General features: G+C 59.6%; 17 protein-coding genes. 14 read left to right on the forward strand and 3 right to left on the reverse strand.

What is annotated here, in order from left to right:
* The first annotated feature begins 13 nt into the window (after positions 1 to 13).
* From QYH43_RS03010 to QYH43_RS03030, 5 genes are all read left to right on the forward strand, one after another.
* Positions 14 to 391: a gamma-butyrobetaine hydroxylase-like domain-containing protein gene (locus tag QYH43_RS03010; protein ID WP_095151761.1), complete on the forward strand. Its 378-nt coding sequence runs from the start codon at positions 14 to 16 to the stop codon at positions 389 to 391.
* Between the two features lie 259 nt (positions 392 to 650).
* The gene (phaC, locus tag QYH43_RS03015; protein ID WP_095056498.1) at positions 651 to 2330 is read left to right on the forward strand and encodes a class II poly(R)-hydroxyalkanoic acid synthase; all 1680 of its coding nucleotides are present in this window, start codon (positions 651 to 653) and stop codon (positions 2328 to 2330) included.
* 165 nt (positions 2331 to 2495) lie between these two features.
* Positions 2496 to 3350, forward strand: coding sequence for a poly(3-hydroxyalkanoate) depolymerase (gene phaZ, locus QYH43_RS03020; protein WP_095056499.1), 855 nt, complete (start codon positions 2496 to 2498; stop codon positions 3348 to 3350).
* 114 nt (positions 3351 to 3464) lie between these two features.
* On the forward strand, positions 3465 to 5147 hold the full coding sequence (phaC, locus tag QYH43_RS03025; protein WP_095056500.1) for a class II poly(R)-hydroxyalkanoic acid synthase: 1683 nt from the start codon (positions 3465 to 3467) through the stop codon (positions 5145 to 5147).
* Positions 5148 to 5206: 59 nt separating this feature from the next.
* Positions 5207 to 5824, forward strand: coding sequence for a TetR/AcrR family transcriptional regulator (locus tag QYH43_RS03030; protein ID WP_095056501.1), 618 nt, complete (start codon positions 5207 to 5209; stop codon positions 5822 to 5824).
* A 92-nt stretch (positions 5825 to 5916) separates the two neighbouring features.
* Here QYH43_RS03030 and QYH43_RS03035 read toward each other — a convergent pair whose 3' ends face one another.
* The 3 genes from QYH43_RS03035 to QYH43_RS03045 form a co-directional block, all read right to left on the reverse strand.
* On the reverse strand, positions 5917 to 6741 hold the full coding sequence (locus QYH43_RS03035) for a phasin family protein (RefSeq protein ID WP_095056502.1): 825 nt from the start codon (positions 6739 to 6741) through the stop codon (positions 5917 to 5919).
* 10 nt (positions 6742 to 6751) lie between these two features.
* The gene (locus QYH43_RS03040) at positions 6752 to 7174 is read right to left on the reverse strand and encodes a phasin family protein (RefSeq protein ID WP_095056503.1); all 423 of its coding nucleotides are present in this window, start codon (positions 7172 to 7174) and stop codon (positions 6752 to 6754) included.
* Positions 7175 to 7397: 223 nt separating this feature from the next.
* Complete coding sequence (locus QYH43_RS03045; RefSeq protein WP_095151760.1) at positions 7398 to 7673, reverse strand: polyhydroxyalkanoic acid system family protein; 276 nt, start codon at positions 7671 to 7673, stop codon at positions 7398 to 7400.
* Positions 7674 to 7828: 155 nt separating this feature from the next.
* Between QYH43_RS03045 and ubiE the strand changes: the two genes are divergently transcribed.
* From ubiE to QYH43_RS03090, 9 genes are all read left to right on the forward strand, one after another.
* Complete coding sequence (gene ubiE, locus QYH43_RS03050) at positions 7829 to 8599, forward strand: bifunctional demethylmenaquinone methyltransferase/2-methoxy-6-polyprenyl-1,4-benzoquinol methylase UbiE (RefSeq protein WP_060542605.1); 771 nt, start codon at positions 7829 to 7831, stop codon at positions 8597 to 8599.
* Positions 8599 to 9222 (forward strand): SCP2 domain-containing protein, encoded by a 624-nt coding sequence (locus QYH43_RS03055; protein WP_095056505.1) that lies wholly within the window; start codon positions 8599 to 8601, stop codon positions 9220 to 9222. Before ubiE ends, QYH43_RS03055 begins: the two co-directional genes overlap by 1 nt.
* Positions 9219 to 10823 carry a ubiquinone biosynthesis regulatory protein kinase UbiB gene (ubiB, locus tag QYH43_RS03060; RefSeq protein WP_095056506.1) on the forward strand — a complete coding sequence of 535 codons (1605 nt, stop codon included), beginning with the start codon at positions 9219 to 9221 and terminating at the stop codon, positions 10821 to 10823. The genes QYH43_RS03055 and ubiB overlap by 4 nt, the downstream gene beginning before the upstream one ends.
* 80 nt (positions 10824 to 10903) lie before the next feature.
* Positions 10904 to 11305: a phosphoribosyl-AMP cyclohydrolase gene (gene hisI, locus QYH43_RS03065; protein WP_007989281.1), complete on the forward strand. Its 402-nt coding sequence runs from the start codon at positions 10904 to 10906 to the stop codon at positions 11303 to 11305.
* Positions 11298 to 11630 (forward strand): phosphoribosyl-ATP diphosphatase, encoded by a 333-nt coding sequence (locus QYH43_RS03070; RefSeq protein WP_008047820.1) that lies wholly within the window; start codon positions 11298 to 11300, stop codon positions 11628 to 11630. The genes hisI and QYH43_RS03070 overlap by 8 nt, the downstream gene beginning before the upstream one ends.
* Before the next feature lie 25 nt (positions 11631 to 11655).
* On the forward strand, positions 11656 to 11928 hold the full coding sequence (locus QYH43_RS03075) for a twin-arginine translocase TatA/TatE family subunit (RefSeq protein WP_053153307.1): 273 nt from the start codon (positions 11656 to 11658) through the stop codon (positions 11926 to 11928).
* A 10-nt stretch (positions 11929 to 11938) separates the two neighbouring features.
* The gene (gene tatB, locus QYH43_RS03080) at positions 11939 to 12382 is read left to right on the forward strand and encodes a Sec-independent protein translocase protein TatB (protein WP_095056507.1); all 444 of its coding nucleotides are present in this window, start codon (positions 11939 to 11941) and stop codon (positions 12380 to 12382) included.
* The gene (tatC, locus tag QYH43_RS03085) at positions 12379 to 13173 is read left to right on the forward strand and encodes a twin-arginine translocase subunit TatC (RefSeq protein ID WP_095056508.1); all 795 of its coding nucleotides are present in this window, start codon (positions 12379 to 12381) and stop codon (positions 13171 to 13173) included. Before tatB ends, tatC begins: the two co-directional genes overlap by 4 nt.
* On the forward strand, positions 13170 to 13877 hold the full coding sequence (locus QYH43_RS03090) for a 16S rRNA (uracil(1498)-N(3))-methyltransferase (protein ID WP_095056509.1): 708 nt from the start codon (positions 13170 to 13172) through the stop codon (positions 13875 to 13877). Before tatC ends, QYH43_RS03090 begins: the two co-directional genes overlap by 4 nt.
* Positions 13878 to 13974: the final 97 nt, after the last annotated feature.

Raw genomic sequence — 13974 nt, forward strand, 5'->3', positions numbered from 1 at the left:
CGGACATCCGGTCATGACCCAACTCCCCACCGACATCAAACTGCACAAAGCCTCGAAAACCCTGTCGCTCAAATACGCGACCGGCGAGGAATACACCCTGCCCGCCGAGTTTCTTCGGGTGCACTCCCCCTCCGCCGAGGTCCAGGGCCACGGCAAACCTATCCTGCAATTTGGCAAGATCAACGTAGGACTGACCAAGATAGAACCGGCCGGTCAGTACGCACTGAAACTCACTTTCGACGACGGCCACGACAGCGGCCTGTTCACCTGGGAATACCTCTACGAACTGGCGCGACGTTATGACGCACTGTGGGAAGACTATCTTGCCGAGCTCAAAGCGGCCGGGAAAACCCGCGATCCGAACGAATCTGTCGTCAAACTGATGCTCTAGCCCGAGCCTCTTGTTCATTAGAAGGCATTTTCTAATTTCATCTGTTTGAATGCTCCGCTCCAGGACCTCTGATTGGTCTGCTTGCGAAAAAAATTAAACTCGGGTAACCAATGGAACTGGCAAGTTCCCTGCAGTGCTCTCTGCATTAAAAAAGCAGCGATGCAGTATTAACGGTCACCCCGAGCAGCAGTACCTGGCATTAGCTGTGAGACTACACAGCGCGACCCGGTACTCGTCTCAGGACAATGGAGCGTCGTAGATGAGTAACAAGAATAACGATGACTTGAAGTATCAAGCCTCCGAAAACACCTTGGGGCTGAATCCTGTCGTTGGACTGCGTGGAAAAGATCTACTGGCTTCAGCTCGAATGGTGCTCAGACAGGCCGTCAGGCAACCGATTCACAGTGCCAAGCATGTCGCGCATTTCGGCCTTGAACTCAAGAACGTGCTGCTTGGCAAATCCGAGCTGCAACCGACCAACGAAGACCGTCGTTTCGCTGATCCTGCCTGGAGCCAGAACCCGCTCTACAAACGTTATCTGCAGACTTACCTGGCGTGGCGCAAGGAGCTCCACACCTGGATCGACGAAAGCAATTTGCCGGCGCATGACGTCGGGCGCGGGCATTTCGTCATCAACCTCATGACCGAAGCACTCGCTCCGTCCAATACGGCGGCCAACCCCGCAGCGGTCAAACGCTTCTTCGAAACCGGCGGCAAAAGCCTGCTCGACGGTCTCTCCCATCTGGCCAAGGACATCGTGCACAACGGTGGCATGCCGAGCCAGGTCAACATGGGCGCGTTCGAGGTCGGCAAGACCCTGGGCGTGACCGAAGGCGCAGTGGTCTTTCGCAACGACGTGCTGGAACTGATCCAGTACAAGCCGACCACCGAGCAAGTCTATGAGCGCCCACTGCTGGTAGTACCGCCACAGATCAACAAGTTCTACGTTTTCGACCTGAGCCCGGAAAAGAGCTTGGCGCGGTTCTGCCTGCGCAGCAATGTTCAGACGTTCATCGTCAGCTGGCGCAACCCGACCAAGGCGCAACGCGAGTGGGGCCTGTCGACTTACATTGAGGCGCTCAAAGAAGCCGTCGACGTGATCACTGCAATCACCGGCAGCAAAGACGTGAACATGCTCGGCGCCTGCTCCGGCGGGATCACCTGCACCGCACTGCTGGGCCACTACGCGGCAATCGGCGAAAAAAAGGTGAATGCCCTGACCCTGCTGGTCAGCGTGCTCGACACGACCCTGGACAGCGACGTTGCCCTGTTCGTCAACGAGCAAACCCTCGAATCCGCCAAGCGTCACTCCTACCAGGCCGGTGTGCTGGAAGGCCGCGACATGGCGAAAGTCTTCGCCTGGATGCGCCCCAACGACCTGATCTGGAACTACTGGGTCAACAACTACCTGTTGGGCAACGAGCCGCCGGTGTTCGACATTCTGTTCTGGAACAACGACACCACTCGCCTGCCTGCCGCGTTCCACGGCGACCTGATCGAAATGTTCAAAAACAATCCATTGATCCGCCCGAACGCACTGGAAGTGTGCGGCACGCCGATCGATCTCAAGCAGGTCACTGCCGACATCTTTGCCCTGGCCGGCACCAGCGACCACATTACCCCGTGGCGCTCCTGCTACAAGTCGGCCCAACTGTTCGGCGGCAAGGTTGAATTCGTGCTGTCCAGCAGCGGGCATATCCAGAGCATCCTGAACCCGCCAGGCAACCCGAAATCGCGCTACATGACCAGCACCGAAATGCCCGTCAACGCTGATGACTGGCAGTTGGAGTCGACCAAACATACCGACTCCTGGTGGCTGCACTGGCAGGCCTGGCAGGCCGAGCGTTCGGGCAACCTGAAAAAGGCACCGTTGAAACTGGGCAACAAGGCCCATCCGGCAGGTGAAGCTGCACCCGGCACCTATGTACATGAGCGGTAACTGACACACCTCGCCCCTTGTAGGAGCGAGCTCGCTCGCGATGGACGTCAACGATAACGCGCGCTGTCTGGATGAATGCGTTGCCTTTGCGTTTTTCGCGAGCAAGCTCGCTCCTACAGGGGATCGGGGAAGAATTTGACAACGCGACCCACAGGGCCCCGAAGCATGCCGCAACCCTTTATATTCCGTACCGTCGAGCTGGATGGCCAGACACTCCGCACGGCGGTACGCCCCGGCAAGCCTCACTTGACGCCCTTGCTGATATTCAACGGCATCGGCGCCAACCTGGAGCTGGTATTTCCGTTCATCGCGGCGCTCGACCCGGACCTGGAAGTCATCGCTTTCGACGTGCCCGGTGTTGGCGGCTCGTCGACGCCGAACCGGCCTTTTCGGTTTCCGGGTCTGGCGAAGCTGACGGCGCGGATGCTCGACTACCTCGATTACGGGCAAGTCAACGTGATCGGTGTGTCCTGGGGTGGCGCGCTCGCCCAGCAGTTTGCCTTTGACTATCCCGAGCGCTGCAAGAAGCTCGTATTGGCCGCCACCGCGGCCGGTGCGGTGATGGTGCCGGGCAAGCCGAAAGTGCTTTGGTTGATGGCCAGCCCGCGGCGTTACATTCAGCCGTCCCACGTGATCCGCATTGCGCCGTTGATTTACGGTGGCTCGTTCCGTCGCGACCCGACCCTGGCCGCCAGCCATGCCGCAAAAGTGCGATCGGCCGGCAAGCTCGGTTACTACTGGCAACTGTTCGCCGGCGTTGGCTGGACCAGCATCCACTGGCTGCACAAGATCAAGCAGCCGACCCTGGTGCTGGCGGGCGATGATGACCCGCTGATCCCGCTGATCAACATGCGCGTACTGGCCTGGCGGATTCCCAACGCCCAGTTGCACATCATCGATGACGGGCATTTGTTCCTGATCACCCGGGCCGAAGCGGTCGCCCCGATCATCATGAAATTCCTGGAAGAGGAGCGACAGCGCGCGGTGATGCATCCGCATCCGGCGCCAATGGGCGGCTAAACCTTGATTGAAAGGGAACGGCAGGACGCCGTGCCGCGCAACAACCCATTACAGCGTCTATGGTGTTCTGGTTCGGTATTTGTATTTGGCCTGAAGACGAAGGAGTGTTGAGTCATGCGCGATAAACCCGTGAGGGAGTCTCTACCCACTCCCGCCACGTTCATCAACGCACAAAGTGCGATCACCGGTCTGCGCGGCCGGGATCTGCTGTCGACTCTGCGCAGTATGGCCGCTCACGGTTTGCGAAACCCGGTGCACACGGCACGCCATGCCTTGAAACTGGGCGGTCAACTGGGGCGCGTGTTGCTGGGGGACACCCTGCACCCGACCAACCCGCAGGACGCCCGTTTCGCGGACCCGGCATGGAGCCTCAACCCGTTTTATCGTCGCAGCCTGCAGGCCTACCTGAGCTGGCAGAAACAGGTCAGTCAGTGGATCGACGAGAGCAACATGAGCCCGGACGACCGTGCCCGTGCGCACTTCGCCTTTGCCTTGATCAACGACGCCATGTCACCTTCCAACAGCCTGCTCAATCCGCTGGCGATCAAGGAAATCTTCAACTCCGGCGGCAACAGCCTGGTGCGCGGCATGGGCCACCTGGTGGACGACCTCCTGCACAACGATGGCCTGCCCCGGCAAGTCACCAAGCATTCGTTCGAGGTCGGCAAAACAGTCGCCACCAGCACCGGCGCGGTGGTGTTTCGCAATGAGCTGCTGGAGTTGATCCAGTACAAACCCATGAGCGAAAAACAGTACTCAAAACCCCTGCTGGTGGTGCCACCGCAGATCAACAAGTTCTACATTTTTGATTTGAGCCCGCACAACAGCTTCGTCCAGTACGCACTCAAGAATGGCCTGCAAACCTTCGTGATCAGTTGGCGCAACCCGGATGTGCGCCACCGTGAATGGGGGCTGTCGACTTACGTTGAGGCCGTGGAAGAAGCCATGAACGTCTGCCGGGCCATCACCGGTGCCCGAGAGGTCAACCTGATGGGCGCCTGTGCCGGCGGGCTGACCATTGCGGCGTTGCAGGGTCACTTGCAGGCCAAGCGACAGCTGCGCCGGGTCTCCAGCGCGACGTACCTGGTGAGCCTGCTCGACAGCCAACTGGATTCGCCCGCCACCCTGTTCACTGACGAACAGACCCTGGAAGCCGCCAAGCGCCGCTCTTACCAGAAGGGCGTGCTGGACGGGCGCGACATGGCCAAGGTCTTCGCCTGGATGCGCCCCAACGATTTGATCTGGAGCTACTTCGTCAACAATTACCTGTTGGGCAAAGAACCGCCAGCATTCGACATCCTCTACTGGAACAACGACAACACGCGCCTGCCTGCCGCCCTGCACGGTGATTTGCTCGACTTCTTCAAGCACAACCCGTTGAGCCATCCGGGCGGTCTCGAAGTCTGCGGCACGCCGATTGATTTGCAGAAGGTGACCGTCGACAGCTTCAGCGTTGCCGGCATCAACGACCACATTACGCCGTGGGATGCGGTGTATCGCTCAACGCTGCTGCTGGGTGGCGAGCGACGCTTCGTGCTGTCCAACAGCGGTCACATACAAAGCATTCTCAATCCACCGAGCAACCCGAAAGCCAACTACGTCGAGGGCGCCAAGCTGAGCAGCGACCCACGGGCCTGGCTCTACGACGCCAAACAAGTCGAGGGCAGCTGGTGGGGCCAATGGCTGAGCTGGATCCAGGAACGCTCGGGCGCGCAAAAAGAAACACACGCGGCGCTCGGCAACCAGAACTATCCACCGATGGAGGCGGCACCCGGCACTTACGTGCACGTGCGCTGACGTTCAACGAGCCACGGCAGCTGCCTGCCGTGGCATGACCTGATCGATAAGAAGACTGGATGAAAACCCGCGACCGGATCCTCGAATGTGCCCTGAGTTTGTTCAATGAAAAGGGCGAACCGAATGTCTCCACCATGGAAGTTGCCAACGAAATGGGCATCAGCCCAGGGAACCTCTACTACCACTTCCACGGCAAGGAACCGCTGATTCTCGGACTGTTCGAACGCTTTCAAAGCGAACTCGCGCCACTGCTCGACCCTCCGCCCGATGTCGAATTGGCACCCGAGGATTACTGGCTGTTCCTGCACCTGATCGTCGAACGCCTGTCGCACTACCGGTTTCTGTTCCAGGACCTGTCGAACCTCGCCGGGCGCTTGCCGAAACTGGCCAAGGGCATTCGCAATCTGCTCAATTCACTCAAGCGCACATTGGCGTCGTTGCTGGCGCGTTTGCAGGCGCAAGGCTTGCTGGTCAGTGAAACCCAGGCGCTTGGGCAACTGGTGGAACAGATCACCATGACATTGCTGTTTTCACTGGACTACCAGCGAATTCTCGGCCGCGAAGGTGAAGTGCGACTGGTGATTTACCAGATCATGATGCTGGTGGCGCCGCACCTGCTTGCGTCGATGAAGGCGGCGACCGAACAGATGGCGATGGAGTATCTGGAAGACCAATGAGATCTGTAGGAGCTGCCGAAGGCTGCGATTTTTTTCCATACAAACAAAAACGCCCGACCTTCACAGGCCGGGCGTTTTCATGAGCCCTGAAATCAGGACTGACTGGTTGGCGTCGATGGAGCTGGCGCGGCAGTCGGGGTTACAGCAGGGGTCGGCGCGATTGCAGAGTTCGACGAACTGACTGCAGGTGCCGGGGTTGCCGGTTTGGCGGCAGCCACTGCTGGTTTTGGCGCTGCTGCTTTCGGCGCAGCCGGCTTTTTCACAGCTGGTTTTTTCGCCGCAGCAGGTTTAGCCGCTGCGGTTTTGGCCGCAGGTTTAGCTGCTGGCTTGGCAGCCGGTTTAGCGGCGGCTTTCGCGGCAGCTGGTTTGGCCGCTGGCTTGGCTGCAGCAGGTTTTGCTGCCGCTGTCTTGGCCGCTGGTTTTGCAGCTGCTTTAGCCAGTGGTTTTGCAGCGGCTTTGGCTGCTGGTTTGGCTGCTGCAGTTTTCGCTGCAACAGGCGCAACCTTGGCACCGGTCAGCTTTTCGATTTGCTTGGTCAGGGTATCGACCTTGCTGTGCAGTGCCTTGACTTCATTGCGGCTCGGTACGCCCAGGCGCGAAATGGCACTGTTCAGGCGCTTGTCGAAAGCCCCTTCCAGTTCATCCCACTTGCCCAGCGCACGGTCCTTCACGCCGCTGATGCGCGACTTGGCCGAAGAAGCGGAGTCCTTGGCGGCGTCGACGGTCTTGCCAACAGCGCTCTTGGTGAGCTTCTCGGCTTTCTCGCCGTCCTTAACCAATGCATCGAAGAGCTTGCTGCCGTCAGTGTCGATCTTCGAGTACACGCCTAAGCCAGCCAGCCAGATTTTGCGGGAGTAGTCTTCGACTTTCCCGATCCACGAGCTGCCTTCTTTGTCAGTAGTCTTTTTGCCAGCCATCCCGTTCTCCTTAAGATTTACGCGCGACACGTTCGAGCAATGCCGTCAGCTCATCGAGCTTAGCAGAGAGTGTCTCAACGTCATGTTTAGACGGAATGCCGATACGATTCAAGGCACTTGCGACACGAGTGTCAAACGCCTTCTCGACACGATCGAGTTGAACTTCGACCTTGCCTTTGAAAGTGCTCACTTCGGTCTTGGCTTCATCGATCTCGGCATTCGCTGCTTCAAGTTTCTCAGCGACTACTTTTTTGCCTTTCTTTTCAACAACCTGACCTGCCTTGATCAGTTCCTGAAAGTACTCGCCACCCTCTTGACCGACCTTGGTGTAAGCACCCAGGCCTGCCAGCCAGATCTTGCGGGCATAGGATTTGACGTCGCCCAGAGCAGTGGTCGATGCGTCGATTTTTTTCTTCAGAATAACTTTGGCCATGGTGCACCTCACGCGCAGAAGGTTTGAGGAACTGCCCGCAAGAAGTGTCGGGCTTGGGCACAAAGGTAGGGAGAAAAATTAGAAACGGCACCCTAACAACTGACATAGATAGAGGGTTGCCTCTGACTGTAGGAGCAAGCTTGCTCGCGAAGGCATCACCTCGGTGCAACTGAAATACCGAGTTGCCTGCATCACCAGCAAGCGTGCTCCTACAAGAGCGCGTTTATGCGAGGGCTTTATCCAGCGCCTTTTCGATTTCCGCTTTGATCATGCCGCTCATGGCCGACATCATCAGGCCCAGCTCCACATCGACCTTGATCAAATCTTCGCTGACATGCACCGCGCCTTTCACGCCCGAACGCTTGAGGTTCAAGGTGTCGCCGGACCATTGCGGCTCCAGGCCATACTGGTCGGAAAGTTTCTGCGCCAGCTTGTCAGCCTTCTCGCGGGCCGCTTCCTTACCCAGGCCGTGGGTACGTTCAACACTAATATGGGCCATTGAATGACTCCTGCTTTATGAATGCTTGTTCGGTGAATCTTGACCGCCACTGCGGCAAAACGTCCCGAGGGTGATCCATCTTACCTTCAGCCTTGCCAAGACAAAGCATCCCTTGGGGATTAGAATGTCGCGCATTCTCTTTTGGTGACAGCGATATGACTGATCAGCGCAAAGGCAGCGATGCCGAACCCACCACTCACTTCGGCTTCAAAAACGTTCCGGAAAGCCAGAAAGCGGAAAAAGTCGCTGAGGTTTTCCATTCGGTAGCCGCCAAGTACGACCTGATGAACGACCTCCTGTCGGGCGGCATGCACCGTCTGTGGAAGCGCTTTGCGATCGAATTATCCGGCGTGCGCAGCGGCAACCGCGTGCTCGACATCGCCGGTGGCACGGGCGACCTGACCAAAAAGTTCTCGCATCTGGTAGGCCCGACCGGCCAGGTCGTGTTGGCCGACATCAACGAATCCATGCTCAAGGTCGGTCGCGACCGCCTGCTGGATCTGGGTGTGGCCGGCAACGTCGAGTTCGTCCAGGCCGACGCTGAAAAGCTGCCGTTCCCGGACAACCATTTCGACTGCGTGACCATCGCTTTCGGCCTGCGCAACGTCACGCACAAGGAAGACGCCCTGCGTTCCATGCTGCGCGTGCTCAAGCCGGGCGGTCGTTTGCTGGTACTGGAATTTTCCAAGCCGACCAACGCGCTGATGTCCAAGGCCTACGATGCCTACTCGTTCGCCTTCATGCCCCTGATGGGCAAGCTGATCACCAACGACTCGGAAAGCTATCGTTACCTCGCCGAATCGATCCGCATGCACCCGAACCAGGAAACCCTGAAGTCGATGATGGTCGAGGCCGGTTTCGACCGCGTGACCTATCACAACATGACCGCAGGCATCGTCGCTCTGCACCGCGGCATCAAGCCCTGATGCTGCTCGCCGGCCTGCTCGCCAGCGTTGAACTCGGCATCAACCGGGTGCTGCGTCTCGACAGCACGGCGCTGCCGCGGCTGGCGCATCTGACCGGCAAAGTGATTGCGGTCGACTGTCGCAGCCCGGCGCTGCAACTGTTCATCCTGCCCAGCGACGAAGGCCTGATGCTCGCCTCCCAATGGGAAACCGGCGCCGACTGCACCTTGCGTGCACCGGCCTCGAGCCTGTTGAAACTGGCCATGAGCAAGGACAAGACTTCGATCCTGCACGGCCCTGAAGTCGAACTCGATGGCGACAGCGGCGTGCTGCTGGAACTGGCGGCGATCCTTCAGGACCTGGAGCTGGACTGGGAGTACGAGCTGTCGCGCTGGCTCGGCCCCGTGGCCACGCAACTGGTCGGCGGTCACCTGCGCAGCCGCGCCCGCTGGTATCAGCAAGGCTTCGCCAGCCTGGGGCAGAACCTGAGCGAATACCTGGCCGAAGAATCGCGCACCCTCGTCGGTCAGCGCGAAGCCGAAGCCCGATTCAGTGAACTGGACCGGATCAAACTTGATCTGGAACGTCTCGAGGCGCGTTTCGAGCGCCTTTCCCGATCCCTCGACCCAAGCGATAACGCATGAAGCTGCTTGCCGTCCGCCGTTTGTTGCGCATCCAGCGCGTCGTGATCCGCTACCGCCTCGATGACCTGCTGTTCGCCCTGCCGCTGCCCTGGTTCTTGCGGGCGCTGCGTTATGCCTTGCCGTGGCGCTGGTTCCCGCGCAAGACCCTGGACCTGAGCCGTGGCGCACGCTTGCGCCTGGCGTTGCAGGACCTGGGGCCGATCTTCATCAAGTTCGGGCAGATCCTGTCCACCCGTCGCGACCTGCTGCCCGAAGACATCGCCGATGAGCTGATGAAGCTGCAGGACCGCGTACCGCCGTTCGACTCGCAGGTGTCGGTCAAGCTGATCGAAGAACAGCTCGGCAAGAAAATCAGCGAAGTGTTCAGCCGTTTCGACGTTGAGCCGCTGGCCTCTGCGTCGGTGGCCCAGGTGCATGCCGCACAGTTGAAAACCGGCGAAGAAGTCGTGGTCAAAGTGATCCGCCCGGGACTCAAGCCGATCATCGCCCAGGACCTGGCGTGGCTGTTCATTCTTGCCCGCACCGCCGAAAAACTCTCGTCCGATGCGCGTCTGCTGCACCCGGTGGACGTGGTCAGCGATTACGAAAAAACCATCTACGACGAACTCGATCTGTTGCGCGAAGCGGCCAATGCCAGCCAGTTGAAGCGCAATTTCGAAGGCTCGCCACTGCTGTATGTGCCGCAAGTCTATTGGGACTGGTGCCGCCCGAAAGTGCTGGTGATGGAGCGCATCTACGGCATCCAGGTCACCGATCTGACGACCTTGGCCGACCAGCGCACCGACATGAAAATGCTCGCCGAACGCGGCGTGGAGATCTTCTTCACCCAGGTGTTCCGCGACAGCTTCTTCCATGCCGACATGCACCCCGGCAACATTTTCGTCAGCACCGTGACTCCGTGGAGCCCGCAATACATCGCGATCGACTGCGGCATCGTCGGCAGCCTGACCCCGGAAGACCAGGATTACCTCGCACGCAACCTCTTCGCCTTCTTCAAGCGCGATTACCGTCGTGTAGCGCAGCTGCACATCGACTCGGGCTGGGTCCCGGCGGAAACCAAACTCAATGAATTCGAAGCCGCGATCCGCACCGTGTGCGAGCCGATCTTCGAAAAACCGTTAAAAGACATTTCCTTCGGCCAGGTGTTGATGCGCCTGTTCCAGACCGCGCGTCGCTTCAACATGGAAGTGCAGCCACAGTTGGTCCTGCTGCAAAAAACCCTGCTGAACATTGAAGGTCTGGGGCGTCAGCTGTATCCGGACCTCGACTTGTGGAACACCGCGCAACCGTTCCTCGAACGCTGGATGCGCGAGCGCGTCAGCCCCAAAGCCTTGCTCGGCAACGTGCACAGCCAGTTCGAACAGCTGCCGCACCTGGCCAACATGGCCCGCGACCTGCTCGAACGCATGTCCCAGCCCCACGCCTACGACCCGCCGCCACCGTGGCATCGACGCCGCGACGACTGGTTCCTGCGCCTGCTCGGCACCGCGCATCTGGCTGGCGGCGCCATCCTGGCCGCTGGCGGGCCATTGAATCAGTTGGCCTATTGGCCGGCTGGCATCATGATGGCCGTCGGTTTGTATCTGGTCGTTCGTCGATAGCCAGTTGGGTTAACGACTGGCACACTGTTTGAACGTTGGGTTCGACTAATGAAGTGTCGGGCCCGCTGTCGGAGTCGAAGATGAAAAACTGGCTGGACGAGATCAAGTGGGACGCCGACGGCCTGGTGCCGGCGATTGCCCAGGATCACAAGACCGGGCGCGTCCTGATGATGGCCTGGATGAACCGCGAAGCACTGGAACTGACCGCTGCCGAGAACCGTGCCATTTACTGGTCGCGTTCCCGTGGCAAGCTGTGGCGCAAGGGCGAAGAGTCCGGCCACGTGCAAACCCTGCACGAGATGCGCCTGGACTGTGACGCCGACGTGATCATTCTGATGGTCGAGCAGATCGGCGACATCGCCTGCCATACCGGCCGTCAGAGCTGCTTCTACCGCGTCTATGAGAACGGCGACTGGACAACAGTCGACCCGGTTCTGAAAGATCCGCACGCCATCTATTCCGCAGGACACAAACATGAGTGACACTCTGACCCGTCTGGCCGAGGTACTGGAGGAGCGCAAAGGCGCCGCCGCCGACAGCTCGTATGTCGCCAGTCTGTACCACAAGGGCTTGAACAAGATTCTGGAAAAAGTCGGCGAAGAGTCGGTCGAAACCATCATTGCCGCCAAGGATGCCGCCATCAGCGGTGACTGCAGCGATGTGATCTACGAAACCGCCGATTTGTGGTTCCACAGCATGGTCATGCTCGCCCAACTGGGGCAGCATCCTCAGGCTGTACTCGATGAACTGGACCGTCGCTTCGGTCTGTCCGGACACGCCGAGAAAGCCTCGCGCCCGTCCGCCTGAATAACTGTTAGAGAGGAGCAGCAACATGGGCATTTTTGACTGGAAACACTGGATCGTCATCCTGGTTGTTGTCGTACTGGTGTTCGGTACCAAGAAGCTGAAAAATCTCGGCACTGACGTCGGCGAGTCGATCAAGGGCTTCCGCAAAGCCATGAACGATGACGAAAAACCGGCCGACCCGAACGCGACCCCGGCCCAACCGGTTCCGCCTGTTCAGCCACAAGCTTCTGTGAACCAGCCGCACACCATCGACGTGCAGGCGCAGAAAGTCGAAGAGCCGATCCGCAAAGACGTGTGAGCACTGACTAATGTTTGGTATCAGCTTCTCTGAACTGCTGCTCGTCGGCCTCGTCGCCCTGCTGGTGCTGGGTCCCGAGCGCCTGCCGGGCGCAGCGCGCACCGCCGGCCTGTGGGTCGGGCGCCTGAAGCGCAGCTTCAATGCGATCAAACAGGAAGTTGAACGTGAAATCGGTGCTGACGAAATTCGTCGGCAACTGCACAACGAACACATCCTGTCGCTTGAGCAGGAAGCGCGGAAGATCTTCACGCCGACCCAGCAAGAGCCGACACCTGTCGAGCACGTGGGCGAGCAGACGATTCAAACGCCTGCCGCCGCTGTCCCACCGGCAGCCGCTCCGATAGCGGAACCTGCGCCGGTTGTGGCAGCAATGCCGGTTGAACCCGTTGCTCCAGCCGCCGCGCCGACAACGCCAGCGCCTACTGACACCACTTTGCCGCCGCGAGCCCCATGAGCGATCTCCCTGAAAATGACCAGCACATGCCGCTGGTTTCGCACCTCACCGAGTTGCGTACCCGCCTGCTGCGCTGCGTAGCGGCGATCTTCATCATTTTTGCCGGGCTGTTTGCCTTCACCCAGCAGATCTACACCTTCGTCTCGACGCCGCTGCGTGCTTACCTGCCCGTTGGCGCGACGATGATTGCCACCGATGTGTCGTCGCCGTTCCTGACGCCACTGAAGCTGACCATGATGGTCTCGCTGTTCCTGGCGATCCCGGTGATCCTGCATCAGATCTGGGGCTTCATCGCACCTGGCCTGTACAAGCATGAAAAACGCATCGCCATGCCCTTGCTGGTCTCCAGCATCTTTCTGTTCTACGCCGGCATGGCGTTCGCCTATTTCCTGGTGTTCCCGCTGATCTTCAAGTTCTTCGCCGCTGCCACCCCGGCCGGGGTGGAAATGATGACCGACATCACCAGCTACCTCGACTTCGTCATGACGCTGTTCTTCGCCTTCGGCGTGGCGTTCGAAATCCCGGTGGCCGTGGTGCTGCTGGTGTGGATCGGCGTGGTCGACGTCAAGTACCTGAAGAAAATCCGCCCGTACGTGATCATCGGCTGCTTCGTGGTCGGCATGATCCTGACGCCGCCGGACATCTTCTCGCAGACCCTGCTGGCCATACCGATGTGGATGCTGTTTGAAGTCGGCATCCTGTTTGGCAGCCTGATCAGCAAGCGTGGCGAGCATCCGGACGATCAACCGGCTGACGATCACAACGACCAGCCGCCAGCGACCCAAGCGTGAACCTGCTGCTCCTCGAAGAGGCCGATTTCATTGCGGCCGACCGGGCGATCCTGCGTGATCGCCGGTTGACGCACATGCAGGAAGTTCACCGCTGTGAAGTCGGCGACAGCATGCGCGTCGGGCGAATCGGTGGGCTGATGGGCTCGGCCGAGGTGCTGCGCCTGGACGCCGATGAAGCCGAACTGCGCGTCTCCCTCGACCAACCGCCACCGGCCAAGCTGCCGCTGACCCTGGTGTTGGCACTGCCACGGCCCAAAATGCTGCGCAGGGTGTTTCAGACCGTGGCGGCCATGGGTGTGCCGCGGATCGTGCTGGTCAACAGCTATCGCGTCGAGAAGAGCTTCTGGCAGACACCATTCCTTGAACCTGAAGCGATTCGTGAACAGTTGATTCTTGGCCTCGAACAGGCCCGGGACACTGTGCTGCCAGAAATCGTGATCGAGAAGCGCTTCAAGCCGTTCGTTGAAGACCGTCTACCCGCGATCGCCGAAGGCACCCTCGGCCTGGTTGGCCACCCCGGTAACTACCCGCCCTGCCCCCGCGGCCTCAGCGAACCGGTGACCCTGGCCATCGGCCCGGAAGGTGGCTGGATTCCTTACGAGATCGACTTGCTGGGCAAGTCCGGCCTGCAAGCGGTACAACTGGGCGATCGAATCCTGCGCGTCGAAACCGCCGTGACCGCCCTGCTGGCACGCCTTTTCTAAACCCCCGACACAATCACTGTGGCGAGGGGGCTTTTCCCCGCTTGGTCGCGAAGCGGCCACTGCTGTTGCTCCGGTCAAACCGCATGCACCACTTTTA

The organism is Pseudomonas sp. C32 (genome assembly GCF_030417915.1).
GTDB lineage: Bacteria > Pseudomonadota > Gammaproteobacteria > Pseudomonadales > Pseudomonadaceae > Aquipseudomonas.

Excerpts from the sequence above, each read along its gene's own strand:
- hisI (WP_007989281.1), top strand. The coding sequence starts at position 10,904 with ATGAAAAACTGGCTGGACGAGATCAAGTGGGACGCCGACGGCCTGGTG.
- QYH43_RS03010 (WP_095151761.1), top strand. The coding sequence starts at position 14 with ATGACCCAACTCCCCACCGACATCAAACTGCACAAAGCCTCGAAAACC.
- QYH43_RS03040 (WP_095056503.1), bottom strand. The coding sequence starts at position 7,174 with ATGGCCAAAGTTATTCTGAAGAAAAAAATCGACGCATCGACCACTGCT.
- ubiB (WP_095056506.1), top strand. The coding sequence starts at position 9,219 with ATGAAGCTGCTTGCCGTCCGCCGTTTGTTGCGCATCCAGCGCGTCGTG.
- phaC (WP_095056498.1), top strand. The coding sequence starts at position 651 with ATGAGTAACAAGAATAACGATGACTTGAAGTATCAAGCCTCCGAAAAC.
- tatC (WP_095056508.1), top strand. The coding sequence starts at position 12,379 with ATGAGCGATCTCCCTGAAAATGACCAGCACATGCCGCTGGTTTCGCAC.
- tatB (WP_095056507.1), top strand. The coding sequence starts at position 11,939 with ATGTTTGGTATCAGCTTCTCTGAACTGCTGCTCGTCGGCCTCGTCGCC.
- QYH43_RS03070 (WP_008047820.1), top strand. The coding sequence starts at position 11,298 with ATGAGTGACACTCTGACCCGTCTGGCCGAGGTACTGGAGGAGCGCAAA.
- ubiE (WP_060542605.1), top strand. The coding sequence starts at position 7,829 with ATGACTGATCAGCGCAAAGGCAGCGATGCCGAACCCACCACTCACTTC.
- QYH43_RS03045 (WP_095151760.1), bottom strand. The coding sequence starts at position 7,673 with ATGGCCCATATTAGTGTTGAACGTACCCACGGCCTGGGTAAGGAAGCG.
- phaC (WP_095056500.1), top strand. The coding sequence starts at position 3,465 with ATGCGCGATAAACCCGTGAGGGAGTCTCTACCCACTCCCGCCACGTTC.
- QYH43_RS03030 (WP_095056501.1), top strand. The coding sequence starts at position 5,207 with ATGAAAACCCGCGACCGGATCCTCGAATGTGCCCTGAGTTTGTTCAAT.
- phaZ (WP_095056499.1), top strand. The coding sequence starts at position 2,496 with ATGCCGCAACCCTTTATATTCCGTACCGTCGAGCTGGATGGCCAGACA.
- QYH43_RS03075 (WP_053153307.1), top strand. The coding sequence starts at position 11,656 with ATGGGCATTTTTGACTGGAAACACTGGATCGTCATCCTGGTTGTTGTC.
- QYH43_RS03035 (WP_095056502.1), bottom strand. The coding sequence starts at position 6,741 with ATGGCTGGCAAAAAGACTACTGACAAAGAAGGCAGCTCGTGGATCGGG.
- QYH43_RS03055 (WP_095056505.1), top strand. The coding sequence starts at position 8,599 with ATGCTGCTCGCCGGCCTGCTCGCCAGCGTTGAACTCGGCATCAACCGG.